The organism is Kitasatospora sp. NPDC054795, from assembly GCF_053611565.1.
The window spans coordinates 1-26,857 of record NZ_JBSHAP010000054.1 but is presented as its reverse complement, the minus strand read 5'-3'; the positions used below and the strand labels follow the sequence as shown (position 1 = coordinate 26,857).

Annotated in this window: 14 protein-coding genes; 6 read left to right on the top strand and 8 right to left on the bottom strand. The window is 74.8% G+C overall.

Annotated elements, in window-relative coordinates:
• Positions 1-154 precede the first annotated feature (154 nt).
• Positions 155-1,243 carry a branched-chain amino acid aminotransferase gene (locus ACWGJO_RS20605; RefSeq protein ID WP_452185688.1) on the top strand — a complete coding sequence of 363 codons (1,089 nt, stop codon included), beginning with the start codon at positions 155-157 and terminating at the stop codon, positions 1,241-1,243.
• A 114-nt stretch (positions 1,244-1,357) separates the two neighbouring features.
• Here the strand turns inward: ACWGJO_RS20605 and ACWGJO_RS20600 are convergent, their stop codons facing one another.
• The 8 genes from ACWGJO_RS20600 to ACWGJO_RS20565 form a co-directional block, all read right to left on the bottom strand.
• Positions 1,358-2,956, bottom strand: coding sequence for a long-chain-fatty-acid--CoA ligase (locus tag ACWGJO_RS20600; RefSeq protein WP_452185639.1), 1,599 nt, complete (start codon positions 2,954-2,956; stop codon positions 1,358-1,360).
• 38 nt (positions 2,957-2,994) lie between these two features.
• The gene (locus ACWGJO_RS20595; protein WP_452185637.1) at positions 2,995-3,960 is read right to left on the bottom strand and encodes an alpha/beta hydrolase family protein; all 966 of its coding nucleotides are present in this window, start codon (positions 3,958-3,960) and stop codon (positions 2,995-2,997) included.
• Entirely contained in the window at positions 3,957-4,922 is a 966-nt protein-coding gene (locus ACWGJO_RS20590; protein ID WP_452185635.1) for a beta-ketoacyl-ACP synthase 3, read from the bottom strand. Before ACWGJO_RS20590 ends, ACWGJO_RS20595 begins: the two co-directional genes overlap by 4 nt.
• Positions 4,919-5,731 (bottom strand): enoyl-ACP reductase FabI, encoded by an 813-nt coding sequence (gene fabI / locus ACWGJO_RS20585; protein ID WP_387690199.1) that lies wholly within the window; start codon positions 5,729-5,731, stop codon positions 4,919-4,921. The genes ACWGJO_RS20590 and fabI overlap by 4 nt, the downstream gene beginning before the upstream one ends.
• On the bottom strand, positions 5,731-6,972 hold the full coding sequence (locus tag ACWGJO_RS20580) for a beta-ketoacyl-[acyl-carrier-protein] synthase family protein (protein ID WP_452185633.1): 1,242 nt from the start codon (positions 6,970-6,972) through the stop codon (positions 5,731-5,733). The genes fabI and ACWGJO_RS20580 overlap by 1 nt, the downstream gene beginning before the upstream one ends.
• Positions 6,969-7,223 carry an acyl carrier protein gene (locus tag ACWGJO_RS20575; RefSeq protein ID WP_452185632.1) on the bottom strand — a complete coding sequence of 85 codons (255 nt, stop codon included), beginning with the start codon at positions 7,221-7,223 and terminating at the stop codon, positions 6,969-6,971. Before ACWGJO_RS20575 ends, ACWGJO_RS20580 begins: the two co-directional genes overlap by 4 nt.
• 99 nt (positions 7,224-7,322) lie before the next feature.
• On the bottom strand, positions 7,323-8,441 hold the full coding sequence (locus tag ACWGJO_RS20570; RefSeq protein WP_387690194.1) for a radical SAM protein: 1,119 nt from the start codon (positions 8,439-8,441) through the stop codon (positions 7,323-7,325).
• 48 nt (positions 8,442-8,489) lie between these two features.
• Entirely contained in the window at positions 8,490-9,209 is a 720-nt protein-coding gene (locus ACWGJO_RS20565; protein ID WP_387690192.1) for a Phenylacetic acid catabolic protein, read from the bottom strand.
• 398 nt (positions 9,210-9,607) lie between these two features.
• Between ACWGJO_RS20565 and ACWGJO_RS20560 the strand changes: the two genes are divergently transcribed.
• The 5 genes from ACWGJO_RS20560 (at position 9,608) to ACWGJO_RS20540 (ending at position 26,821) form a co-directional block, all read left to right on the top strand.
• Complete coding sequence (locus ACWGJO_RS20560) at positions 9,608-10,066, top strand: PaaI family thioesterase (RefSeq protein ID WP_452185629.1); 459 nt, start codon at positions 9,608-9,610, stop codon at positions 10,064-10,066.
• A gap of 212 nt (positions 10,067-10,278) precedes the next feature.
• The gene (locus ACWGJO_RS20555) at positions 10,279-10,446 is read left to right on the top strand and encodes a hypothetical protein (RefSeq protein ID WP_452185627.1); all 168 of its coding nucleotides are present in this window, start codon (positions 10,279-10,281) and stop codon (positions 10,444-10,446) included.
• Between the two features lie 216 nt (positions 10,447-10,662).
• Positions 10,663-11,910, top strand: a complete 1,248-nt coding sequence (locus ACWGJO_RS20550; RefSeq protein ID WP_452185625.1) for an MFS transporter — start codon at positions 10,663-10,665, stop codon at positions 11,908-11,910.
• A gap of 275 nt (positions 11,911-12,185) precedes the next feature.
• A complete protein-coding gene (locus ACWGJO_RS20545; protein ID WP_452185623.1) occupies positions 12,186-25,319 on the top strand; it encodes a MupA/Atu3671 family FMN-dependent luciferase-like monooxygenase in 13,134 nt (4,377 codons plus the stop codon).
• Positions 25,316-26,821 carry a condensation domain-containing protein gene (locus ACWGJO_RS20540; protein ID WP_452185621.1) on the top strand — a complete coding sequence of 502 codons (1,506 nt, stop codon included), beginning with the start codon at positions 25,316-25,318 and terminating at the stop codon, positions 26,819-26,821. The genes ACWGJO_RS20545 and ACWGJO_RS20540 overlap by 4 nt, the downstream gene beginning before the upstream one ends.
• The last annotated feature ends 36 nt before the right edge of the window (positions 26,822-26,857 follow it).

Genomic DNA, 26,857 nt, shown 5'->3' with positions numbered 1-26,857 from the left:
CCGCGGTCCGCCGGCTCCCGCGGGAGCCGGCGGATCGGGGCTCGGCCGGGTCGCGGCGTATCACGTCCGGCTGACGACAGTTAGCATGACGGGTATGGCGCCGGTCATTGGCGTCGGTTCGCACAGATTCCACAGTGGTGTCGAGGAGTTGACGATGAGTCGCGCATTCCCTCTGTTCCGGACGACCGATCCCGTCCCCGAGGAGGAGCGACGCACCATCCTCGCCGCACCGGGGTTCGGCAAATTCTTCACCGACCACATGGCCACGGCCACCTGGACGCCCGCCGAGGGCTGGCACGACCGCAAGGTCACCGCGCTGGTGCCGTACTCGCTGCACCCGAGCGCCGCCGTGCTGCACTACGCCCAGGAGATCTTCGAGGGGCTCAAGGCCTACCGCCACGCCGACGGCAGCGTCTGGCTGTTCCGCCCGGAGTTCAACGCCCGCCGCTTCGCCCGCTCCGCCGAGCGGCTCGCCCTGCCGGTGCTGCCTGAGGAGGACTTCCTCGACAGCGTCGGGGAACTGGTCCGCGCGGACGAGGCGTGGGTGCCGGACTCCGCCGACGAGAAGAGCCTCTACCTGCGGCCGTTCATGTTCGCCTCGGAGGCCTTCCTCGGCGTCCGGCCCGCCGAGCAGATCGCCTACTCGGTCATCGCCAGCCCGGCCGGCCCGTACTTCCCCGGCGGCGTCACCGGCATCACGCTCTGGGTCAGCAGCAACTACACCCGCGCCGGGCGGGGCGGCACCGGCGCCGCCAAGTGCGGCGGCAACTACGCCTCCAGCCTGGCCGCGCAGTTGGAGTCCCGCAAGCACGGCTGCGACCAGGTGCTGTTCATGGACGACACCGGCGGCGAGGGCGACCTGGAGGAGTCCGGCACGATGAACCTGTGCCTGGTCACCTCGGCCGGCGAGCTGGTCACCCCCGCGCTGGGCAACATCCTCGACGGGGTCACCCGGGACTCGATCCTGGCGCTGGCGGGCGAGTTCGGGCTGACCCCGGTGGAGCGCTCGATCGCCCTCTCCGAGCTGCGGGCCGGTGCCGCCGACGGCACGATCACCGAGGTGTTCGCCGCCGGGACGGCCGCGGTGGTCACCCCGATCGTCGGATTCAAGGGCGAGGGCTACGAGTTCACCGTCGGCACCGGCTCGCCCGGCAAGCAGACCGTCGCGATCCGCGAGCACATGCTGGACATCCAGTACGGGCGCGCCGAGGACATCCACGGCTGGATGCGGCGGGTGGTCTGACCACCCAGGGCGGCCCGACCGGGCCGCCCGACCCGCCGGGGCCCGTTCGGCGCCGGGGCCCGTTCGGCTCCCGCGCCCGCCCAACTCCCGGGCCCGCTCAGCTCTTGAGCCGACTCAGCTCTTGAACCGGCCCGACTCCTCCTCGGGCACGACGACCTCGCGCTTGAGGATCTTTCCGGTCGGCCCCTTGGGCAGCGCGTCGACCGTCCAGACCAGCCGCGGGTACTTGTACGGCGCCACCCGCTCCCGGACGAAGCCGCGGATCTCCTCCGGGGTCGCCGAGGCGCCCGCGCGCAGGACCACGGCGGCGGCCACCTCCTGGCCGAGCGTGGGGTGGGGGACGCCGATCACCGTGGCCTCGGCGACCGCCGGGTGCTCGTACAGCACGTCCTCCACCTCCCGCGGGTAGACGTTGAAGCCGCCGCGGATCACGACGTCCTTGCGGCGGTCGACGATCCGGAAGTCGCCCCGCTCGTCGCGGGTGCCGAGGTCCCCGGTGTGCAGCCAGCCGTCCCGGACGGTCTGCGCGGTGGTCTCGGGGCGGCGCCAGTAGCCCTTCATCACGTTGTGGCCCCGGATCACCACCTCGCCGACCGTGCCGTCCGGCACCTCGGTGCCCGACTCGTCGACGATGCGCATCCGCACCCCCTCGATCGGGATGCCGATGGTGCCCGCGATCCGCTCGCGGTCGCTCCGGTTGGCGCAGGCCAGCGGCGAGGACTCGGACAGCCCGTAGCCCTCCAGCACCACGCAGTCGAAGTCGGTCTCGAAGCCGCGCAGCACCTCCGGCGGCATCGACGCGCCGCCGCCCAGGCACACCCGCAGCGAGGAGACGTCGTACCCGGCGCGCTGCGGGTGGGTCAGCATCAGGGTGTACATGGTGGGGACGCCGAGGAAGACGCTCACCCGGTCGCGCTGGATCACCGACAGCGCGGCCCGCGGGTCGAAGCGCGGCACCAGGGTCATGCAGGCCCCGACAGCCACCGCGCAGTTGAGGCCGATCACCTGGCCGAAGGAGTGGAACAGCGGCAGCCCGCCGAAGATCACGTCCCGCTCGACCATCCCCAGCACCTGGACGCCGGCCCGGACGTTGGCCACGATGTTGCGGTGGGTCAGTTCGGCGCCCTTGGGTGCCCCGGTGGTGCCGGAGGTGTAGAGGATGACCGCGGTGTCCTCTCCCCCGCGTCCCGCGGTCCGCGGCGGGCCGTCCGGCTGTTCCGCGAGCGTCGCGGCGAGCGCGGAGGGCTCGACCGGGACCAGCAGGGTGCCGGTGCGCCGCGCGCCCTCGACCGCCTGCTCGGTGCCCGCGTGCCAGGCGAGCAGCACGGCCGCCCCGGCGTCGGCGAGGCAGTGCTCGATCTCCCGGGCCTTGAGCAGCGGGTTCATCGGGACGACCACCGCGCCGGCGCGCAGGATGCCGTAGTACAGCACCGCGAACTGCGGCACGTTGGGCAGCAGCACGGCGACCCGGTCGCCGGGCGCGACACCGAGTCCGGCCAGCCAGTGCGCGGCCCGGGCGCTGCGCGCGTCCAGGTCGGCGAAGCTCAGCACCTCCTCGTCGAGCCGCAGGACGGGGTGCTCCGGACAGCGCGCGGCGGTCGCGGTGAGCAGGTCGGGAATGCCGTGCGGGTCGCCGGGGAGGCCGGGCGGCCGGCCGGGGCCGCCGTGCGGCGCGTCGGCGTTTCTGTCGGACGGGTCGGGGACGGCGGACATGCGGGCGCTCCTCGGGGCGGCGGGACTCGGGCTCATCGTCATACGGCCGGTCGGACGCCGCCGCGCGACGCGGTGCTCTCGCCGGTGCGCTCACCGACGCTCTCGCCGGTGCGCTCACCGACGCTCTCGCCGGAGCCCGCGGCGGCGGCGAGCATCCACGGCACGATCCGCTCCACCAGCCCGCGGTTGTGCCGGATCCAGCGGAAGTGGTCCAGCGGGCGGCCGTCCGCCTGTTCGGCGGTGTAGCTCCAGCGCTCCACCCGGGCCGACGGCAGCTTGGCGCACAGGTGGTCGACGGCCCGCGGCGGCGCGAGCTCGTCGCCCTGCACGTCCACGGCCAGCACCGGCAGGTCGACCCGGGCCAGCGCCCGTTCGTAGTCGGTGACCGCGCCGCGCACCCGGTAGCGGCCGGTGCGCATCTGCCGCGCCCAGTCCCGCATCAGCCGGGCCGACTCGCGGCCGCCGAAGCCGAACCGCTCGCCCGGCCAGTACCCGACCACCGCCGAGGCGACGATCGAGAACTGGCTCAGTGCCAGCCGCCGCAGGCCCGCCCTCGGGCCGAAGGTCCGGTACCAGGCCGATCCGCTGGCCACCAGCACCGCGCCGGCGAGCCGGGGCCGGAGGACGCCGCAGTGCACCAGGCCCAGCTGTCCGCCCAGGCTGTGCCCGAGCAGGAGGCGCGGCGCGCCGGGGAACGCCCCGGCGACGGCGTCGAGCACCGCCCCGAAGTCGTGCTCGACCAGCTCGCGGAAGCCGAAGGCGACCCCGTGCCGCGGCACCGGCCGGCTCTCGCCGTGGCCCCGCAGGTCGCAGGTGGCCACGCTCAGACCGGCCGCGTGCAGGGCGCGGACCAGCGGGGTGTAGTGCCGGGCGGCCGTTCCCATCGCCGGCAGGACGATCACCACCGGGGCGGCCGGTTCGGTCCGGGCCAGTGCCCGGACGGTGAGCCGGGCCCCGTCGGGCGCGGCGATCTCGGCGATCACGGGGAACCGGGAGGTCTTCACGCCCGCGCCTCCCGGTCGGCGCCGGCGCCCGGCCGCCAGCCGATCACCCCGGCGCCCCAGGTGATGCCCGCGCCGAAGGCGGCGAGGCCGAGCAGCTTCGGGCCGTCCAGCAGGCCCTCCTCGCGGGCGTGGGTGAGGCCCAGCGGGATCGAGGCCGCCGAGGTGTTGGCGACCCGGTGGACGTTCAGGTAGAGCCGCTCCGGCGGCAGCCCCACCTCCTTGCCGACCGCGCGCACGATCCGGGCGTTGGCCTGGTGGGCGACGAACAGGTCGAGGTCCTCGCAGGTCAGGCCGCGCCGGGCGAGCACCTCCCGGGTGGCGGCGGACATCTTCTCCACCGCGTGGTCGAACACCTCCCGGCCGTCCATCCGCAGTTTGCGGTCGTCCCGGTCGGCGTAGAGCAGCGGGATCTGCTCGCCGTCGCTGCCGAGCGAGAAGCACGGTTCGGGTGCGCCGGGCACGTCGGCGATCACGGCGGCGCCTGCGCCGTCGGCCAGCAGCACCGCGGTGCCGCGGTCCTCGTGGTCGGTGATCCGGGTCAGCGCGTCGGCGCCGCAGACCAGCACCGCCCCGGCCCGGCCGGTCTCGATCAGCGCGGCGGCGTGGTCCAGGCCGTAGACGAACCCGGCGCAGGCCGCGTGCAGGTCGAAGGCGGTGGCCTGCGGCATCCCGAGCCGGGCGGCGACCTCCACCGATACCCCGGGGGTGACCCGGTCGGGGGTGATGGTGGCGACCACGACGTGCCGGATGCTCGCGGCGGTGCGCCCGGCGCTGCGCAGCGCCTGCTCGGCGGCGGCCACCACGAGGTCGGCGAGACGGCCGTCCGGCGCGAGGAAGCGGCGCTCCTCAATGCCGGTCCGTTTGACGATCCACTCCGGGGAGGCGCCGATCCGCTCGAAGTACGCGTTGGGGACGACGCGTTCGGGCAGTGCCGCGCCCACGCCCACGATGGCGGCCGTCATGCCGCGCCCCCTTCCGCGAAGGCCGGGCCGGTGCCCATCCGGACGGCGTGCATCCCGCCGTCCGCGTGCAGGATCTCCCCGCTGACGGTGGCCGCGAGGTCGGAGAGCAGGAACAGCACCGGTCCGACCACCACGGCCGGGTCGCCGCGGTCCCAGCCGAGCGGGGCCTCGGCCTGCCAGCGGTCGGCGATCCGGTCGAAGGTGCTGATCGCCTGCCCGGCGACGGTCTCCACCGGGCCGGCCGCCACCAGGTTGACCCGGATGCCGGACGGCCCGAGGTACATCGCCAGGTAGCGGCAGACCGCGCCGAGGGCCGCCTTGCTCACGCCCATCCAGTCGTAGCCGGCCCAGGCGCCGCTGGCGTCGAAGTCCAGCCCGACGACACTGCCGCGCCGTCCGTCGGCGGTGAGCAGCGGGGCGAGCGCGGTGGTCAGCGAGTGCAGGGAGACGGCGGCGGTGTGCAGCGCCTGTCCGGCGGCCTCGGGCGGGGTGGTGAGGAAGTTGCCGCTCAGCGCCGTCTGCCGCGCGGCGGCGACGGCGTGCAGCACGCCGTCGACCCCGCCCCAGCGCTGCTCCAGTTCCTTGACCAGCCGGGCGAAGTCCTCGGGCCGGGTGACGTCCAGTTCCAGCACCTCGGTGGGGCGGGGCAGGACGTCCGCCGCCTTCTCGGTGATCCGCCGGGCCCGGCCGAAGCCGGTGAGCAGGACCTCCGCGCCCGCCTCCTGGAGCGCCCTGGCGGTGTGCCAGGCGATGGAGTCCTGGTTGAGCACCCCGGTGATCAGATAGCGGCGTCCGTGGAAGCCGAGCATCACTCCTGGCCTTTCGTCGTACCGATCGCGTCGGCTGCCGCCAGCACCAGGGCCGCGTTGTGCCCGCCGAACCCGAAGGAGGTGGAGAGCCCTGCCCGGCGGCCGCCGGGCAGGGTGGGGTCGGCGAGCGCGGTGGCGCGGTGGATCAGGTTCAGCGGGCCGAGCTTCTCGTCGGGCTCGCGCAGCCCGACGGTGGGCGGGGCGGTGGCATGGCGCAGCGCCTGCAGGGTGGCGATGGCCTCGACCGCGCCGGCCGCGCCGAAGAGGTGGCCGGTGCAGGACTTGGTGGAGGACAGCGGGATCCCTTCCAGGGCCGGTCCGAGGGCCAGCCGCAGCGCCTCGCACTCCGAGCGGTCGTTGAGGACGGTGCCGGTGCCGTGGGCGTTGAGGTAGCCGAGCTGTCCGGGGGTGACCCCGGCCGCGTCGAGCGCCAGCGTGACGGCGCGGGCCGCGGGCTCGCCGGTCGGGTCCGGGGCGGTGAGGTGGTGGGCGTCGCAGGTGGCGCCGTAGCCGAGCACCTCGCCGAGCACGGTGGCGCGGCGGGCGGCGGCGCCCTCGGCCGTCTCCAGCACCAGGATTCCGGCGCCCTCGCCGATCAGCAGGCCGTCCCGGTCCCGGTCGAAGGGCACCGAGCGGCCGCTCTCGGACAGCGCGCCGGCGGTCCGGAAGGCGGCCCGCACCAGGTCGGAGGTGGAGGCCTCGGCGCCGCCGACCACCACCGCGTCGGCGGCGCCGGCGGCGAGCAGCAGCAGGGCGGTGCCGATCGCCTGGGTCGCGCTGCTGCAGGCCGAGGCCAGGCAGAGCGCCTCGCCCCGAAAGCCGTACCGCTGGGCGATCTGCGAGGCCCCGGCGTTGGCCATCATGGCGGGCACCATGAGCGGGGAGACGAAGTCCCCGCCCTGCTGCCGGAGCACCTCGGCCTGGCTCTCGAAGCTCGCCGTCCCGCCGAGCGCGCAGCCGACCACGCAGGCGACCCGCTCGGCGGGGTAGGGCGGCGGGCCGTCCGTCCATCCGGCCTGGGCCAGGGCCTCGGCGGCGGCCACGAGCGCGAGCTGGGTGAAGCGGTCGGTGCGGCGGATCTGCTGGCGCGACAGGTGGTCGGCGGGCCGGAAGTCCCGGCACAGCCCGAGCCCGTCGGCGAGCCCGCTCTCGCCGGCCACCGCGCGCCGGTGCAGCTCGTCGGCGCCCACGCCCAGCGGGGTCACCGCGCCCAGGCCCGTGACGACGGCCCGGGGCGTCACTCCAGCCCGGCCTTGTGGCGGCACAGGGCGAGCACCTCGCCGACGGTGTACAGCCGGTCGAAGTCCTTGGGCTTCACCGGGATTCCCAGCTGCTTGCGGATGGACTGGCTGAGCTCGACCATGTCGAGCGAGTCGATCTCCAGCTCGTCCAGGGCGGCGTCGTCGACGATGCCCTCGCGTTCGACGCCGAGGTCGACCAGGGCGTCGACGACGAAGTTCTCGATGGCGGTGCGGTCCAGTGTGTCGGGCATGGCTCTCCTCGGCCGCGCGGGGCGGCGGTGGCGGTGCGGGGGACGTACGGGCGGTGCCGCGGGGGCGGTGGCCGGGGACGGCGCGGAGGGGCGGTGGGCTCAGGCCGTGGTGCCGGCCTTGCTCGCGTGGTACGGGGCCCAGTGCCACTGGCGCCAGTAGCTCTCGGCGATGTCCAGCCACTGCTCCAGCCGGGCCGCGTCGTCCAGGAAGCGGTTGGCGCTGACCACCAGCCAGCTGTAGACGGCCTGGCTGTCCCGGCAGCCGCCGCAGTCGCCGGAGGTGCAGCAGAACTGGAGCGACTCGTAGTCGGCGCCCCAGACGTTGAAGCCGGGGATGACCGGGTTGCCGTTGGCGACACGGTCCTCGTGCTCGGGGGCGTCGACGCTGAGGCTGGGGCAGACGTCGTAGCCGAAGCGGCCGCCCCAGTGCGTCCGGCCGGTCACCAGGGTCCGGATGAAGTACGGGTGGCTCACCACCGCGTGCGGGTAGAGGTCCTTGACCCGCTGCGCCTCGTCCAGCACCCGCTGCTCGTTGGCGATCTTCAGCGGGGTCTCGGTGCCGTGCTCGCTGTAGAAGTTGAAGGTGACGATGTTGCCGTTCTCGGCGATCTTCCGCACGGTGGGCTCGATGTGCTCGACCCCGGCCTCGGAGAGCGCGTAGATGAACAGCACCCGCTGGTCGTCGCGGTAGTGCTTGAGCGCGGTGTCGAACAGGCCGGTGAACTTGGAGCCGTTGACCCGGATCGCGCGCAGGTCGTCGTCGAGCGGGCCGCCGCCGAAGATGCTGACCGCGATGGCGATCTTCTCGAAGCCCTGCTTGGGCATCGGGCGCAGGCCGTTGGTGGAGATGGTGATGTACGGCAGCTGTTCGACGAAGGCCTCGACCCGGCGCGGGACGAGGGTGGGCTCGCCGCCGATCAGGGTGGCCTGGTTGACGCCGTCGTCGGCCAGCTTGCGGGCGAAGGCCCGGATGCGGTCCAGGTCGGAGAGTTCCTTGACGGCCGTGTCGAAGCCGCCCTCGAAGTACCAGCAGCCCTTGCAGCGGATGTTGCAGGTGTTGGTGAGGTGGACCTCGCAGGACCGGACCTCGCGCCCCAGCCGGCGCAGCCGGTGCAGGCGTTCGGCCAGGTCGGGCCGGTCGGCGAGGAGTTCGGCGGTTCGCGCCTTGGCCTCGCGCCGGCTCAGCGGGCGCTGTTCGATGGTGACGGGTGTTGCCATGGCGGTGGGCTCCTCGGGAGTCACGGGATCGGCGTGCTGCTGCGACTGCTACTCCGGGAGGCGCAGACCCAGGTTCTTGATGCGCGGGGTGACCTTCTCCCGCCACAGGTCGCAGGCCTCGCCGTTGGTGGTCTGCCGCAGGCCGAAGCGGACGGCCAGCCTGGCGCGCTCGGAGCGCGGGCTGCCGAAGATCCGGATGAAGGTCGGCCACAGCCGGTCCAGGGCCTGCTGGAGCTGCTCGCGGCCGTCGTCGGTGGCGGCGAGGTTGCGGCACACCCGGGCGCCGTGGGCGATGTGCACCTTCTCGTCGAGGATGATCGTGCGCACCGCGTCGGCCCAGGGGCGGTAGCTGCTCTGCGCGAACTCGGAGATCATCACCATGGCCGTCTCCTCCCCGATGTAGGAGAAGATCCCGCGCTCGGCCCAGGTGGTGCAGTTGTGGAACTCCTGGGCCCGGAACAGGTTCCGCTCGGCCAGGGTCTGCTTCTCCATGTAGCCGGTGTCCACGCCGATCTCGGCGAGGACCCGCTTGCCGATCTTGTAGTGGTCGTACTCCTCGGCGGCGCGCTCGGCGCAGACCTGCCGCTCCTCCGCGTCGGGGGCCAGCGGCAGAAAGACCTGCACGTAGTCGTCGCCGCCGGAGAGCTCGCCCTCGGTGTTGACCACCATGCCGCGGATCGCGATCTCCCGGTACTCCTCCGGCATCGCGAGGAACTCGTCGGGCGTGCGGACCACCACCGCCTCGTCGTCCAGAATGGAAATCCCCATGGCACAACACCCCGTCTCTGAAGCAGGAATCCGAAGCAGGACATGGTCGGGCGGGAGCGGCCGCGGCGGTTTCCACCGAGGCTCTCGATGACGACCACAAGGAAAAGGGCGCCGCCCCCCAGCGGCCGGCGGAGCCCCGTGGCGGCTCCGCTGAACTTCCTCGGAGCGTAGGTGCTGCTTTTTGGCCCGAACAAGGTCCCTCACGAATCGTGCCGGACGGATTCGGCCACCCGACACCGCCGGAGGGACTGGTTCCGGCCACCGCGACACCGGCACGACATGCGCAATTATCTTTCCCGTAACGGATCTTGGCGGTTGACCACGGAGAACGAAGCTGGCCGGAAGCAGGCCTGGACCACTCCCGGCGTACCGCCGGGCCGACGGTTACGCTGGCCCCCATGACCACCGACTCGAACACGGCGGTCGCCACCGTCGACGTCCTCCTGGGCCCCGACCGGCTCAATGAGCTGATCACCGACCAGTTCCCCGACTACGCCGCCTGCCGGGTGACCGACGTGGACGGCCACGCCCTGACCATGGCGGTGGACGGCGACCGGCTGCGCACCCGCCCGGGCGGCACCGTCTCGGGCCCCGAGCAGGCCGGGCTGTGCGACCTGGCCGCGTTCCTCCTGATCAACGCCCGGCTCGGGCCCACCCTGATGGCGCTGACCAGCTCGCTGCAGATCAGCTTCCTCAACCGGCCGCGCCCCGGGACGCTGCGCGTGCACGCCAGGACGGCCAAGTTCGGGCGCCGGCTGTGCGTGGTCCTGGCCGAGCTGCTGGACGCCGACGGCGTCCTGGTGGCCAGCGCCACGCTGACCTACGCGATTCCACAGGCCCGGCCCGGGACGGCCTGACCGCCCCCTCCTCGGCACCCCTTCTCGGCGCGCCCCTTCTCCCACCCCGAATCGCTGCACACCGGCCCACTGCACGCCGGCTCTCCGCACACCGGTTTCGCCCTGCCGCCGTTCCGGCCCCGGCGGCCGGACGAATCCGACATTACAAATACGGGGTGGGGTATATTGGCAGGGCGGCCCCAGCCCTGGGGGCCCGGAGAACGGAGAACGAGATGTGCCGACGAGTCGCCTGCCGCACCTGCGGGAAGCCGACCTTCGCCGGGTGCGGGATGCACGTGGAGCAGGTCCTGGCCGGGGTGCCCGCGTCCGCCCGCTGCGGCTGCGCGGCCCGGGGCAGCGCGGGCAAGGGCTGGTTCGGCAGGCTCTTCGGCCGCCGCTGATCCCCGCCTCGACCGCCCCGCCCACCTGTCCGTACGCCAACAACCGGCCAGGGTGGCGCGAAAGATGACAGTAAGTCGGCCGAGTGCGCGATCTTTTGGACAGGAAATGATCTAAGCATTGATCTGACACCCGTTCACCCTCTAGGTTGCGGTGCAATGTCACACTGAACCGCCATATATGGCGTGCCCGGGGGGACCACGGTGCCGGACACTGCATTGGAAGCAACGCACCAGACCACGAGCAAGCTGCCCCGGGTCTTCTACCGGCTGGCCGCAGGCGATGCCCTGAACATGTACGGGAGCCAGCTCGACCTGGTCGCGCTGAGCCTGTTCGCCTACGAGGCCGCCGGCAACGCCCTCGGCACGGCCGGGTACCTGGTCCTGCGACTGGGCGGCGGCCTCGCCGGCGGGCTGGTCGCCGGACGACTGGTGGCCCGGCTGGAGCGGCGGCGGCTGATGACGGGCTGCGCCCTCGCCCAGGCGCTGGCGCTGGTCGTCGTCGCCCTCGTCCCGGCCTCGATGCGCATCCCCGTGCTCTACCCGCTCGCCCTGGTCCTCGGCGGCGCCGCCGCGGTGGCCTCCGTCGCGCTGCGGACCAGCATCCCCGAGATGGTCGGCGCCGAGCGCCGCGCCCGGGCCAACAGCCTGATGGCGAGCTGCCGTTCGACGGCGATGGTGCTCGGCTTCGCCTCCGCGGGCGTGGTGGTGGCCTGGGCCGGGTTCCGGGCCGCGCTGCTCATCGACGCGGCCAGCTTCGTCCTGTTCGGGGCACTGGTGATCCGGCTGCCCCTGCCCACCCGGGCCGCCCCGGCGGAGGAACCCGCGCCCCGGCCGGAGGAGCCCGCGCCGGCAGCCGGGAAGCGCGGCCCCCGGTGGCAGGCGCTGGTCGTCCTGCGGGCCGCTCCGGTGGTGGGCGCCATGGCGGGGATCCGACTGCTGGACGCCTTCGGCTCCGCCGCCCACAACATCAGCCTTCCGGTCTTCGCCAACCTGTCCTCCCCCGACAACCCGGCCGCACTGCTCGGCACCTTCTGGGCCACCTGGGCGATCGGCAACCTCGGCGCCCAGCAACTGGTCTCCCGGTTCATGCTGCGCCGGGGCATCGAGCCCGGCGAGCGCGGCTTCGCGCTGGGCACCTGCCTGATGTCCGCCTGCTTCATCCTGGTCTTCACCGACCTCCCGACCCCGCTCTTCCTGCTGGTCGCGATCGGTGCCGGCCTCGGCGACGGCTTCACCGAGATCTCCTACACCACCCGGATCCAGGCCCTCGCCGACGAGCGGCGCGGCGAGGCCTTCGGCATCCTCGCGTCCGCCGAGAACGTCGGCATGGGCACCGGGATGCTGCTGAGCGGCTCACTGCTGGCGGTGGTCAGCCCGCTGACCGTGGTCGGCGTCTCGCACGCCGTCCCGATCGTGCTGGCGCTCGCCTTCCTCGTCCTGGTCGCCCGCACCCGCCGCCGCTGAGCGGCCCGCCCACCGGCCCCCGCCACCACCCCGGCGTCCCGCGCCGTACGCGGCACCGGCCCGACGCACGCACCACACCCGCCGCACCCCCACGCCGTACGCGACACCGCTCCTTCGCACCACCCTCCGGCGCCCGCGCCGTACACGACACCGCGCTTTCCCCCGTACCGCCCCGGCGCCCCCGCGCCGTAAGCGCCACCCGTCTCCGCTCCCCTCCCTGACCCGGGGCGGCCCACACCCGCGCCCCGGCACCGATCCGAAAGGTGCCGAACGTCATGAGCCCCACCGGTCCCGACCACGGCCGGCTGCGAACCCTGGAAGCCCGACTGCTGCTGCGCCCCGAGATCGCCGACTGCGCGCTGCTGCCCGTCGAGCGCGGGAACGGCCGCCCAGGCCTGCTGGCCTACCTGGTGCCCGCCGTCGACGGCGATCCCGAGGCCCTGCGCCGCCGGGCCGCCGCGGCCCTGCTGGACGCCGACCCGAGCGCCGAGGTGCACCTCCTGGACGGCATCGTCCGCACCCCCGAGGGCGAACCCGACGCCGCCGCCCTGGCCGCCGCACTCACCCGGGCGCCGGCCGCGCCCGGCCCCACCCTCCGTCACCTGCGTGAACTCACCGACCACTGGCGGCCGTTCGGGGAGGCGTCGGCGACGGCCGGCACCGCCCCGGCGGAGCCGGCGGCCGCGCCCGCGGGCCCCGGGACGGAGGCCGTCGGCGCCCCGCTGCCCGCCCCCGCGCCGGACGCGCCCCGGACGCTGCCCGAGGCGCTGCTGCGCGCCGCCGAGCTGCACCCCGACCGGGGGCTGCACCTGGTCCGGGCGGGCGGCGAGGCGACCCGGCTGACCTACCGTCAACTCCTCGCCCGATCGCGCGAGATCCTCGCCACTCTGGCCTCCGCCGGAGTGCGGGCCGGGGACCGGGTGATCCTCCAGGTCCCGGAGCCGGAGCTCTACTTCCCCACCCTGTGGGCCTGTCTGCTGGGCGGGGTGCAGCCGGTGACGGTGGCCCGCCCGCCGGACTACCACGAGCGCAACCCCGTCCTGGAGAAGCTCTGGCACGCCTGGCAGACCCTGGAGGAGCCGCCGGTGCTCGCCTGCGGGCCTGCGGTGGACGGCCTGGAGCGGCTCGGGGAGCTGTACCCGGCGCCGGGTCTGCGGGTGATCGCCGTCGACCGGCCCGTCGACGGCGACCGCCCGGCGGCCGCCGAACACGCCCCCGCCCCCGGCGACGTCGCGATCCTCCAGCTGTCCTCCGGCAGCACCGGGCGGTCCAAGGCGGTGCAGATCACCCACCGCGGCATCCTGGAGTACACCGCCGGAGCCGTCGCGAACGGCTGCGATCCGGCCGACACCACGGTCAACTGGCTGCCCCTGGACCACGTCGCCGGACTGCTGATGTTCCACCTGCGCGACGTGGTGCTGGCCGCCGACCAGGTGCAGGTGCCCACCGAACTCGTCCTCGCCGACCCGCTGGTCTGGCTGGACGCGCTGGAGCGCTACCGGGGCGCGCACTCCTGGTCGCCCAACTTCGGCTACCGGCTGGTCGCCGAGGCCGTCCGGGCCGCCGGGCCCGGACGCCACTGGGACCTGTCCGCGGTCAAGTCGCTGATCAACGCCGGCGAGCAGTGCACCGAGGCGGTGCTGGACGAGTTCCTGGCCGCCACCGCCCCGTTCGGTGTCCGCCCCGAGCACCTGCTGCTGGGCTGGGGCATGGCCGAGACCTGCACCGTGATCACCTACAAGCGCTACCACGAGGACGGTTCCCGCCGACTGGTGCGCACCGACTCGCTCAGCGGCCGGCTGGAGCCCGCCGACCCGGACTCGGCCGAGCGCGGCACCGGCTTCCTCAGCATGGGACGGCCCGCTCCCGGCACCCGGATGCGGGTCACCGACGACAACGGGCGGGCGCTGCCCGAGCACTGGGTCGGCCGGCTCCAGGTCCGCTCCGGCCGGGTGACGCCGGGGTACCTGAACAACCCGGCCGCCAACCAGGAGGCCTTCGTCGGCGACGACTGGTTCGACACCGGGGACCTCGCCTTCCTGACCGACGGCGAGGTGGTGCTCACCGGCCGTCGCAAGGAGATCATCATCGTCAACGGCGTGCACTACTTCTGCCACGAGCTGGAGGACGTGGTGGCCTCCGTGGCGGGAGTGCGCTCCGGCCACGTCGCGGCCTTCGGGGTACCGGACGAACGCACCGGCACCGAGCAACTGGTGATCGCCTACGTCCAGAGCGACCCGCAGGCCCCCGCGCCGCCCGTCGCCGCCGAGGTGCGACAGCTGCTGGCGGCCCGCCGGCAGCCCGCGCCCGCCCTGGTACTCCCCGTCCCGGCGGCCGATTTCCCCCGCACCACCAGCGGCAAGATCCAGCGCACCGCGCTGCGCCGCCGGCTGCTGGACGGCGAACTCGACGACCACGTCGTGACGCTGGACCTGGCCGAGGCCAACTCCCGGACGCTGCCGGACTGCGTGCGGCGGCTCGGCTGGGAGCCCCGCCCGGTTCCGGAGGCCGTGGCCGCCCCGTTGGCGGACGAAACGATCCTGCTGCTCGGGCCGTCCGGCCCCGGCACCCTCACCGAGGCCCTGGCCGCCGCCCTGCCGAACGCCCTGGTGGTGGACCGGCCGCCGACCACCGACCCCGAGGACTGGCTGCGGGCCCTCGGGGACCGGACCGCCGACCGGCTGGTCTACCTCTGGAGCGCCGCGGCCGACGGACCGGACCGACCGGACGAGTCGCTGCTCGCCCTGCTCCGGGCGCTCCCGACCCGGGCGCCGGTCCGCGAGCTGGTCTCCGTCAGCGCCGGGCTGCACGCCGTACTCCCCGGTGAACTCCCCCGTCCCACCGCCGCGTTGACCGCGGCGCTGACCGCCGGGGCGCGGGCCGAACAGCTGGTACCCGCCGCCCGGCACCTCGACCTGCCGGGCGAGGCACCGGCCGCGGACCAGGCCTCCGCCCTGCTCGCCCTGCTCACCGATCCCCGACCCGAACCCGAATCCGCCTGGCGCGCCGGCCGCCCCTGGGTCCCCCGGCTGGAAACGGTCGAGGCCGCCTCCGGGCCGGCCGGGGCGGGCTGCTCGCTGCTCACCCCCGGCGCCCGCTACCTCGTCACCGGCGGCCTCGGCGGGATCGCCGCCGAGCTGCTGCCCGGGCTGCTGCGCGAGTACGGCTCCCGACTGCTGATCGTCGGCCGCAGCGACCTGGACGCCCCGACCGCCGAGGCCGCCGAACGCCGGGCCGCACTGCGCCGACTGGCCGCCCAGGGCGGTCAGGTCGGCTACCGCCAGGCCGATGTGACGAACCGTCAGCAGTTGGCGGAGGTCGTTGCCGAGGCCGAGCGGGAGTGGCAGGCACCGCTGGACGGCGTGCTCCACCTGGCCGGCGGCTACCGGCTCGCGCTCCTCGCCGACACCGGCACCGAGGGCTGGCGGGAGGCCGTCCGGACCAAGGCCGAGGGCACCGACCACCTCATCGAGCTGGTCAAGGAACGGCCCGGAGCACAGTTCGTCGCCTTCTCCTCGATGATCGGCCTCCAGGAGGCGGTCGGCTCCACCGGCTACGCCGCCGCCAACCGCTACCTGGAAAGCACCGTCGAGCGGCTGCGCCGCGAGAGCGGCACCCCGGCCTGGACGATCTCCTGGGGCCTGTGGCGCGGGATCGGCATGAACCGCGACACGGAGAACGAGCAGGCCGCCACCGGCCGGGGCATCGCCGTGCTGAGCGCCGCCCACGGGCGCCGACTGACCGCCCTGCTGCTGGCCGGCGCCCCGGGCCACCGGTACGCCGGTCCGGACCCGAGCTCCCCCGCCGCCCGGCGCCGGCTGCGCGCCACCGCGCCCCGCCCGGTGACCACCGCCGCCCCGGCGCCGTCCACCCCGGCGCCGTCCACCACGGCTCCGGGCACCGCGGCAGCCGGCCGGACCGCACCGTCCGGGCTGCGCCGACTCGTCCTGGACGCCTTCGAGTCCGTCCTGGACACCCCACTGGACCCGGGCCGCCCGCTCGCCGAACTCGGTATCGGCTCCCTCCAGTTGATGCGGGTGCACGGCGCGCTCAGCACCGTGCTGCCCACGCCCCCGGCGCCCACCGAACTGTTCCGCCACCCCACCGTGGACGCCCTGATCGAGCACCTGGCCGCCGAACCGGCTTCACCCACCGCTGCGCTCCGCTCCCCCGCCGCCGGCACCGACGCCGGGCCGGGCGACGACCGCCGGGTGGCGATCGTCGGCCTGGCGCTGCGCCTGCCCGGCGCCGACACCCCCGAGCAGTACTGGCGGAACATCGTCGAGGGCGTCCGCAGCACCACCCGGTTCACCGAGGAGGAACTGGCGGCCGCCGGACTGCGCCCGGAGGAGTACCGCCACCCCGACTTCGTCCCGGTCACCGGGGCGCTCACCGACGTCGACCGTTTCGACGCCGAGGCGTTCGGCATCAGCGGCACCGAGGCCGCGCTGATGGACCCGCAGCAGCGCCTGCTGCTGGAGATCTGCCGCCAGGCCCTGGAGGACGGCGGCTACGACGCGCCGGACCCGGAGCTCCGGGTCGGGGTCTTCGCCGGCACCGGGATGACCCTGTACGCGCTGCGCAACTACTACCAGCACACCCTGGCCGCCACCGCCGACCCGGCCGACCCGGTGGCCGCCCTGCAGACCGCGATCGGCAACCAGGCGGACTTCGCCGCCACCCGGGTCGCCTACCGGCTGGGCCTCACCGGACCGGCGATCGGCGTGCAGACGGCCTGCTCCACCTCGCTGGTCGCGGTGCACCTGGCCGTGCAGTCCCTACTGGCGGGCGACTGCGAGCTCGCCCTCGCCGGGGCCGCCGCCCTGCACATCCCGCAGGCCGCCGGCTACCGCTACGAGGAGGGGTCGATCCTCTCCCCCGACGGCGCCTGCCGGGCCTTCGACGCCGAGGCGGGCGGCACGGTCGGCGGCAACGGCGTCGCCGCCGTCCTGCTCAAGCGCCTCGACCGGGCGCTCGCCGACGGCGACACCGTGCACGGGGTGATCCTCGGCTCGGCCGTCAACAACGACGGCGGCCGGAAGGTCGGCTACACCGCGCCCAGCGTGGACGGGCAGGCGGCCGTGGTCGGCCGGGCCCTGGACCTCGCGGGCGTACCGGCCGAGAGCATCGGCTACATCGAGGCCCACGGCACCGGCACCCCGCTCGGCGACCCGATCGAGTTCCGGGCGCTGGCCCAGGCGTTCCGGGCCCGGACCGAGGCCGCCGGGTTCTGCTCGCTCGGCTCGGTCAAGCCCAACATCGGCCACCTGGACACCTGCGCCGGAATGGCGGGCCTGATCAAGGCGCTGCTGGTGCTGCGGCACGGCACCGTCCCGCCGCTGGTGAACTTCACCAGCCCCAACCCCGCGCTGGAGCTGGCCGGCAGCCCGTTCCAGCTCGCCGCCGAGCGCCGGGACTGGCCGGACGGCCCCACCCCGCGCCGGGCCGGGGTCAGCGCCCTGGGCGTCGGCGGCACCAACGCCCACCTGGTGCTGGAGCAGGCCCCGGCCGCCGCCGCGGTGCCCGCGCCGCGACCGGCCCCGACCGTGCTGCCGCTGTCGGCCCGCACCGCCCAGGGCCTCACCGAGCTGGCCGGACTGCTCCGCGACCGACTGGACGCCGAACCCGCCCTCGCCCCCGGCGACCTGCCGCTCACCCTCGGCGCCGGCCGGCGCGCGCTGCGCCACCGACTGGCCGTCACCGGCCCCGACCCGGCCGCCCTGCGCAAGGGACTGGACGCCTTCCTGGCGGGCCGGCCCACCGCCGGCGCGGCCCACCGCGAGACCGGGCGCGGCGAGGTCCGGCCGGTGCTGCTCTTCACCGGCCAGGGCTCCCAGTACCGGGGCATGGCCGCCGAACTGCACGCCGCCTTCCCGGTCTTCCGCGCCGTCCTGGAGGAGTGCGACCGGCTTCACCGCGAGGCCTGGGACGAGCCGCTGCTGCCGCTGCTGCTCGACCCCGCCGCTCAGGGCACCGAGGACACCTGGACCACCGAGGCGGCGCAGCCCGCGCTGTTCGCCCTCCAGGCGGCCAACCTGCGGCTCTGGCAGGAGCTCGGCGTGCGTCCCGCCGCGGTCGCCGGGCACAGCGCCGGGGAGTACGCGGCCTTCCACGCGGCCGGCGCGCTCGACCTGGCCGACGGGATGTTCCTGACGGCGCTGCGCGGCCGGCTGATGCACCGGCTGACCGAACCGGGCGCCATGACGGTCGTCTCGGCCGGCCCGGACCGGCTGGCCGGGCTCGGCGACTGGCTGCCCGGGGTGGACCTGGCCGTGGTCAACGGCAAGGGCCAGTGCGTGCTGGCCGGCCCGCCGCGCGAGATCGCCGCCGCCGAGGCCGTACTGGCCGCCGACGGGGTGACCACCGAACGCCTGGCCGCCGACCGGGCGTTCCACTCCCGCCTGCTCGACCCGATGCTCGACCCGTTCCGCGACCAGCTGGCCCGGCTGCGCCTGCGGCCGCTGGCCGTCCCGCTGGTCAGCAACCTCGGCGGCGAGGTGCTGGCCCCCGGGACCGTCCCGACGCCCGAGTACTTCCTGCGGCAGACCCGGGAGACCGCCCGGTTCGACCAGGTGCTCGCCGCGCTGGACGGACTGGGCCACGAGCTGTTCCTGGAGCTCGGCCCGCACCCGACGCTGACCGGCATGGGCCGCCGGGAGCTGCCGCACCGCCACTTCGTCGCCGGCGGCCGGCGCGGCGCCTCGCCGGAGCAGCAGTTCGACGCCGCCGCGGCCGCGCTGTGGTCGCACGGCGTGCCGCTCGACTGGGCCCGCTTCGCCGCCGCCCGGGACTGGCCGGACGGACCTGCCCGCCGCGTCCCGCTGCCCACCACCGTCTTCCAACGCCGCCGCCACTGGTTCACCGCCCCTGTCCGGCCCACCACCGAGGACCCCGCCATGCACCAGGACCCACCCCAGCAGAGCGCGCCGGCCGCGACGCCGGCCGCCGCACCGACGCCGAGCCCCGAGGAGCTCGCCGAGCAGGCCGTCCTGCGCCAGGTCGTCGAGCAGACGGCCCGCCAGCTCGGCTACGACGAGGCCTCGGTCGGGACGGACGAGCCGTTCTTCGACCTGGGTGCCGACTCGCTCTCGATGATCAACATGATCCGCGACCTGGAGCGCGCGTTCCGGGTCCGGGTGTCGATGCGCGAACTCTTCGAGGCGGCCGACACCCCGGCCCGGCTGGCCGGGCTGATCGCCTCCCGGCTGGAGCCGGCGGTGCTGGCCACACTGCTGCCGGCCGCCGAGCCGGAGCCCGTGGCGGAGCCCGTGCCCGTTCCGGTCGCCGTTCCCGTTGCCGCGCCCGATGCCGATGCCGTTGCCGTCCAGGCCGCCCCGGTGGCCCAGGTCGCACCCGCCGTCCACCCGGCCCCGGCCGTCCAGGCACCACCCGTCCTGGCCCCGGCCGCGGTGCCGGTTCCCCAGCCCGTGCCCGTCGCGCCCACCGCCCCGCAGGCGGTGCCCACCGCGCTGCGGCCGGTGACCGACGGCACCGGCCTGATCGAGCGCCAGCTCGCGCTCCTCGGCCAGTTCTCCGACCTGATGCGCGACCAGCTCGGTCTGCTGGCCGGCGGCGCACCCGCACTCCCCCCGGCGCCCGTGCCCGCGGCCCTGCCCCCGGCGGCGGCCGTACCCGTCACCGCCCCGGTCCCGACGCCCGCCGCCGTGCCCGCCCCCGCCGTCGAGGCGCAGACCCCCGCGCCGGCCACCCCCGCCGCCAAGGCGTCCGCCCCGCAGGTGCACGGCCCCCGGGTGACCGTCTCCCGAGAGTCCGGCATGGCCTCCGGCGGCCTGACCGACCAGCAGCGCGCCCACGTGGACGAGCTGGTCGCCCGCTTCACCGCCCGCACCACCGCCTCCAAGGCGATCACCCGCCGCCACCGCCGCACCCTGGCGGACAGCCGAGCCGTGGTCGGCTTCCGCTCCGGCACCAAGGAGATGCTCTACCCGCTCGCCGCCCGGCGGGCCCGGGGCTCCCGGCTGGAGGACGTCGACGGCAACGCGTACGTCGACATCACCATGGGCTTCGGCGTCCTGCTCTTCGGCCACGACCCGGAGTTCGTCTCCGAGGCCGTCCGCGAACACCTGTCCTCGGGCCTGCGGCTGGGCCCGCGCGGTCCGGAGACCGGCGAGGCCGCCGAGCTGCTGGCCGAGCTGACCGGCACCGAGCGGGTCGCCTTCGCCAACTCCGGCACCGAGGCGAACGCCGGGGCGATCCGGCTGGCCCGCGCGCACACCGGCCGGGACAAGATCGTCATGTTCGAGGGCTCCTACCACGGCCACTCCGACCAGACCCTGGGCCGGACGCTGGGCCGCGGCGCCGACCGGGAGACCGTCCCGGTGTCCATCGGCATCCCCGGCAGCGCGGTCGCGGACCTGCTGGTGCTGCGGTACGGCGACCCGGAGAGCCTCAAGGTCATCGAGGAGCACGGCGACCGGATCGCCGCCGTCCTGGTCGAGCCGGTGCAGAGCCGCCACCCCGGCCGCCAGCCCGCCGACTTCGTCCGCTCGCTGCGCGAACTGACCACCCGGCTCGGCATCGTGCTGGTCTTCGACCAGATGCTCACCGGCTTCCGGCCCCACCTTCGCGGCGCCGAGGGCTTCTGGGGCGTCACCCCCGACATGTCCACCTACGGCAAGGTGCTGGGCGGCGGCTACCCGATCGGCGCGATCGCCGGGCGGGCCGACATCATGGACGGGATCGACGGCGGCCACTGGGACTACGGGGACGACAGCTACCCGCCCAAGGACACCACCTTCTTCGGCGGCACCTACATCCAGCACCCGCTGGCGATGACCGCCGCGGGAGCGGTGCTGCGCCACCTCAAGGCGGCCGGCCCCGGCCTCCAGGAGCGGCTGAACGCCCGCACCGACGAGCTGGCGGCCACCCTGAACGGCTTCTTCGAGGAGGAGGAGTTCCCGCTGCGCCTGGCCCACTTCGGCTCGCTCTTCCGCTTCGAGCCCCGGGCCGACATGGAGCTGCTCTTCCCGCACCTGCTGACCCGCGGGGTCTACGTGTGGGAGTGGCGCAACTTCTTCCTCTCCACCGCCCACACCGACGGCGACCTGGAGTTCGTGATCGACGCGGTCCGCGAGTCGCTGCGCGACCTGCGGCGCGGCGGCTTCTTCCCGGCCTCGCCCGGCGTCCGCCTGCCGGCCCCCCGGCCCGCCGCCGAACTCCCCGGCCCCGCCGAGACCGTGCGCGCCCAGGCGGAGCCGATCCCGTACCAGCCGGTCAGCGACCCGCAGCGGCCGGTGGACTTCAGCCTCTACTTCTTCGGCGACTACCCGCTGGACTCTCCGGAGGACGAGAAGTACCGCATCGTCCTGGAGAGCGCCCGCTTCGCCGACCGGCACGACTTCCACTCGGTCTGGCTGCCGGAGCGCCACTTCCACTCCTTCGGCGGCATCTTCCCCAACCCCTCGGTGCTGGCCGCCGCCCTCGCCCGGGAGACCAGCCGGATCCGGCTGAACGCGGGCTGCGCCGTGCTGCCGCTGCACCACCCGGTGCGGGTGGCCGAGGAGTGGTCGGTGGTCGACAACCTGTCCGGCGGCCGGGTCGGCCTGGGCTGCGCCAGCGGCTGGCACCCCAACGACTTCCTGTTCTTCCCCGAGAACTACGGCGGCCACAAGGAGCTGATGCACCGGCAGATCGACACCGTCCGGGCACTGTGGCGCGGCGAGCCGTACCAGGGCCGCAACGGCAACGGCGAGCCGATCGAGGTGACCCTGCACCCGCGCCCCCTGCAGGACCTGCCGCCCATGTTCACCGCGATCGTGGGCAACCCGGACAGCTTCCGCGAGGCCGCCCGGCACGACCTCGGCGTCATCACCAACCTGATGACCCAGGACATCTCCCAGCTGGCCGAGAACATCGAGGTCTACCGGCGCACCCGGGCCGAGCACGGGCTCGACCCGGAGGCCGGCCGGGTGGTTGTGCTGGTCCACACCTACCTGGGCACCGACCTGGCCACCGCCCGCGAGCAGGCCTACCGGCCGTTCTGCAACTACCTGCGCTCCTCGCTCTCGCTGTTCGGGCAGATGGCCAACAGCCTGGGCCTGACCCTGGACTTCAAGAGTGCCCGCGAGGACGACCTGGAGTTCGTGCTGGAGCGCGCGTACGAGCGCTACTGCGCCTCCCGCGCGCTGATCGGCACCCCGGAGAGCGTCCAGGGGGTGCTGTCCGAGCTGCGGGCGGCCGGCGCCGACGAGATCGCCGCCTTCGTGGACTTCGGGCTCTCCCCCGACCTGGTGGCGGCCGGCCTGCCCCAGCTCGACGTCCTGCGCCGGGACACCCTGCGCGGCGCGCCGCTGTCCTACGCCCAGCAGCGGATGTGGTTCCTGCACCGGATGCTGCCCGACGGCGGTCAGTACAACGAGGTCAAGGCGATCGCCCTGGACGGCCCGCTCGACCCGCAGGCCCTGGACGCCGCGCTGCGCCAGCTGGTCGATCGCCACGTCGCGCTGCGCACCGTCTTCCGGGAGCAGGACGGCGAACCGTTCCAGCAAGTGCTGGCGCCGCCCGCCGGCCCGGTGCTGCATCGGATCACGGCCGACGGCGGCAGCCCGGACCCGGTGGCCGACCTGGTCGCCGCCGAGGGAGCCCACCGCTTCGACCTCGCCGAGGGTCCGCTGTTCCGGGCCCTGCTGCTGGAGCGGGACGCCGACCGGCACGTCCTGGTCCTCTCGATGCACCACATCGTGATCGACACCCTGTCCACCGTGGTGATCACCCGCGAGCTGGGCGAGCTCTACCTGGCCGCCCGGGAGGACCGGGCCGCCCGGCTCCCGTTGCTCACCACCGGCCCGGCCACCGAGGCAGCCCGCGAGCGGGCCCGGGTGGCCGCCGGCGAGTACGAGGAGAGCCTCGCCCACTGGCGCAAGGTGTTCGGCGGCGGTGACCTGCCGGTGCTGTCCCTGCCCACCGACCGGCCGCGCCCGGCGGTGCCGGACGGCCGAGGCCGCTCCTTCGTCCACCACCTGCCCGCCGAACTCTCGGACGGCCTGCGGGAGTTGGCACGATCCAAGCGCTCCACCCTGTTCATGGTCCTGCTGACCGGCTTCGCCGGCGTCCTGCAGCGGTACGCCGGCCAGGACGAGATCGTGCTGGGCACCCCGGTGGCCAACCGGGCCGACGGCACCGAGGACCTGGTCGGGTTCTTCGTCAACACCCTGGCGCTGCGCCTGGACCTCTCCGGAGAGCCGGCCTTCGCCGAGGCGCTCGGCCGGGTCCGCTCCACCGCGCTGGACGCCTACGAGCACCAGCAGCTGCCCTTCGAGGTGCTGGTGCAGGAGCTGAACCCGCAGCGCGACACCAGCCGCAACCCGCTGTTCCAGGTCATGGTCGAGTTCGAGAACCACATGGTCTTCGAACTGGACCTGCCCGGGGTGACGGCCCGTCCGCTGGACCACGTCGCGGACCGCTCCGCCTTCGACCTGACGCTCTTCCTGACCAGCCTGCCCGACGGCATCCGCTGCCACGTCGAGTACGCCGAGACCCTCTTCGACCGGGCCACCGTCGACCGGCTGCTCGGCGCCTTCGAGCGGCTGCTCACCGCCGCGGTCGCCGACCCGGAGCGCCCCCTCGTCGAACTCACCGCCGTGTCCGCCACCGAGGCCGACACCGCCCTGGAGTGCGGCCCCCCGGCCGTCCGGGAACCCGAGAACCCGCTGGCCACCATCGCCGCGACCGCGGCCGGACGGCCCGAGCAGACCGCGGTGGTCGCCGCCGACGGCACCGGGACGGACTACCGGACACTGCTGGCCCGGGCGGACGACCTGGCCGGCCGGCTGCTGGCGGCCGGCGTCCGCGAGGGCAGCCGGGTGGGCGTCCTGCTGCCCCGCTCGGTCGACCTGGTGGCCGCTCTGCTGGCCATCCTGCGCCTCGGCGCCGTCCACGTACCCGTCGACGTGCTGCAGGGCCCCGAGCGCTGCCGGCTGATCGTCGAGGACAGCGCGCCGGTCGTCCTGCTCACCACCACGGACGACGCCCCGGCGGAGCTCGGCCTGACCGTGCCGACGGTGCTCACCGCCACCGCCCCGGCCGGCGCCGCCGCCGAACTGCCCCCGCTGCCCGCCCCCTCGGCGCAGGCCCCCGCCTACCTGCTCTACACCTCCGGCTCCACCGGCCGGCCCAAGGGCGTGCTGATGCACTCCCTCGCCCTGGCCCACTTCGTGGCCTGGAACGTCGCCGACCACCCCGCGGCCCGCACCCTCCAGTACGCCTCCTGCGGCTTCGACGTCAGCGTCCAGGAGATCCTCACCACGCTGGCCGGCGGCGGCACCCTGCTGCTGATCGAGGAGGAGACCCGCTACGACGTGACGGCGCTGGCCGCCGTGGTCCGCTCCACCCGGGCCGAGCGGCTCCACCTGCCGTACACGCCGCTGGCCGCCCTGGCCGACGCGCTCGGCGAGGAGCCCGTTCCGCACCTGCGGGAGCTGATCTCGGGCGGGGAGCAGGTGCTGGTCACCCCCGGGCTGCGGGCCTTCCTGAGCCGCAACCCCGGCTGCCGGCTGATCAACCACTACGGCCCGACCGAGACCCACGCGCTGACGGCCGGCGAGATCGACCCGGACGGCCCGGAGTACGCGCCGATCGGCCGCCCGACCCCGGGCAGCCGGATCGTGCTGCGCGACCCCGCCGGACGCCGGGTGCCCGCCGGAGCGGTCGGCGAGATCCACGCCCTCGGCGTCCAGGTCGGCATCGGCTACATCGGCCGCGACGAGGAGAGCGCCGCCGTCTTCACCGACACCCCCGACGGCCCGAGCTACCGCACCGGCGACCTCGGCCGCTGGCGCCCGGACGGCCGGCTGGAGTACCTCGGCCGGGCCGACCGCCAGGTCAAGGTGCGCGGCTACCGGGTCGAGCCGGGCGAGATCGAGACCGTGCTGCGCGGCGTTCCCGGCGTGCACGCCGCCGCCGTGACGGCACGCCGCACCGCGGCGGGCACCGTGCTCGCCGGGTACGTCGGATGCTCGGCCGCCGACCTGCCCCGGGTCGCCGACCGGCTGGCCGACCTGCTGCCCGACTACATGGTGCCCGGGCTCTGGGCCACCGTCGGCGCCCTGCCGTTCAACGCCCACGGCAAGCTCGACACCGCCGCCCTGCCGGAGCCGCGCCCGCTCGGCGCGGACGAGCCCCAGGCCGCGCCGGCCACCGAGTTGGAGCGGACCGTGCAACGGCTCTGGGAGGAGGAGCTCGGCCGCCCCGTCGGGGTGGAGACCTCCTTCTTCGACCTGGGCGGGCACTCGCTGGCCGCCACCCGGCTGCTGAACCGGGTCCGCGAGGAGACCGGGCTGCGGATCGGCGTGCTCGACTTCTTCCGCCGCCCGACCGTCCGCGCGATGGCCGCCCACGAGCCGGCCGCCGAGCAGCACCCGGCCCCGGCCTTCGAGGAGGGGACGCTGTGAGCACGGCGGAGGACGTTCGAGGAGAGGACGCGGCGAGCACGGCGGAGGACGGCTGGGCGCGGCTGCTGCGCCTGCTCGACGAACGCGAGATCGTGCTGCGCACCACCGGCGAGCGGCTCGGCTACCTGGCCCCCGCCGGCGCGATGGACAAGGAGGTCACCGGCCTCGTCCGGACCCACCGCGACCGGCTGCTGACCACCCTGACCGGCGCCGGGGAGGCGCTGTCCGCAGCGCCGGCCGGGGTGACCCAGTGGCGGCTGCACAAGGCCCACGGCGACGCGGCCGACCCCGCGGTGTGGAACATCCTCCAGCGGATCACCCTGCGCGGGCCGCTGGAGCCCGGGCGGCTGGCCGCCGCGCTGACGGCGGTCACCGAGCGGCACGAGAGCCTGCGGACCCGGTTCGTGGACACCGAACTCGGCGGGCTCCAGCAGGTGCTGCCGAACACCAAGCTGGACGTCCCGGTCGAGGACCTGCGCGGGCTCGCCCCCGCCGAACGGGACGCGGCCCTCGCCGCGGCCCTGGAGGCCGAGGTCGGCCGCCCGTTCGACCTGACGGCGCCCCCGCTGCTGCGCGCCCGACTGCTGCGCCCGGCGGACCAGGAGTGGGTGCTGCTGCTGACCATCCACCACATCGCCCTCGACGGCTGGTCGCTGGCCACCGTGCTGGCCGACCTGAGCGCGCTCTACCGCACGGGCGGACCGCTGCCGGGAGAGGCCGGCCGGATGACCGACCACGCCTGCTGGGAGCGGACGGTCGTCAACCGGGCCTCCATGGCGGCGGCCGCCGACCACTGGGCCAAGGCCCTCGGCGGCGCCTCGCTCTCGGTGGACGTGCCCACCGACCGGCCCCGTCCCGAACGGCGCTCCGGACACGGTGAGACGGCCGAGTTCCGGATCCCGGCAGCCGTGGCCGAGGAGATAGGGCGCTACGCCGCCGCGCGCTCCGCCACCGCCTCGGCCGTCGTGGTCGCCGCGTTCGCCCGGCTGCTCGGCTCGCTCAGCGGCGCGCCGGAGGTGCTGATCCTGCTCTCCAACGCCAACCGCCGGCGGCCGGTCGACGAGCAGGTGGTCGGCCTGCTCACCAGCAGCATGCCGATCCTGGTGCCGACCCGGGGCGAGAGCGGGTTCGCGGGCCTGGTGGACCGCGCCGCCGAGGCGATCGCCTCCGCCCTCGACCACTCCCTGATGCCGTTCGGCCTGCTGGTCGAACCGCTGCGGGAGCGCGGCGTCCCCATGCCCGTCGGGTACCCGCAGATCGTGCTCGCCGTGCAGAGCACCCCGCCCATCGCCCTCGACCTCCCCGGCCTGACCGCCGAGATCGAGGACATCCCCGGCCACTCCGCCCGCGCCGACTGCGCGTTCTCGCTCACCCCGGACGCCGACGGCTACCTGGGTCAGGTCGAGTACGACGCCGACCTGTTCGACCCGGGCACCGTCCGGGGCTGGCTGGACGCCCTGGTCGCGGACCTGGCCCGGCAGTTGGAGGTCCCGCTCGCATGACACCCGGTGGGCCCCGGTGGACGGTACGCCGTCCAC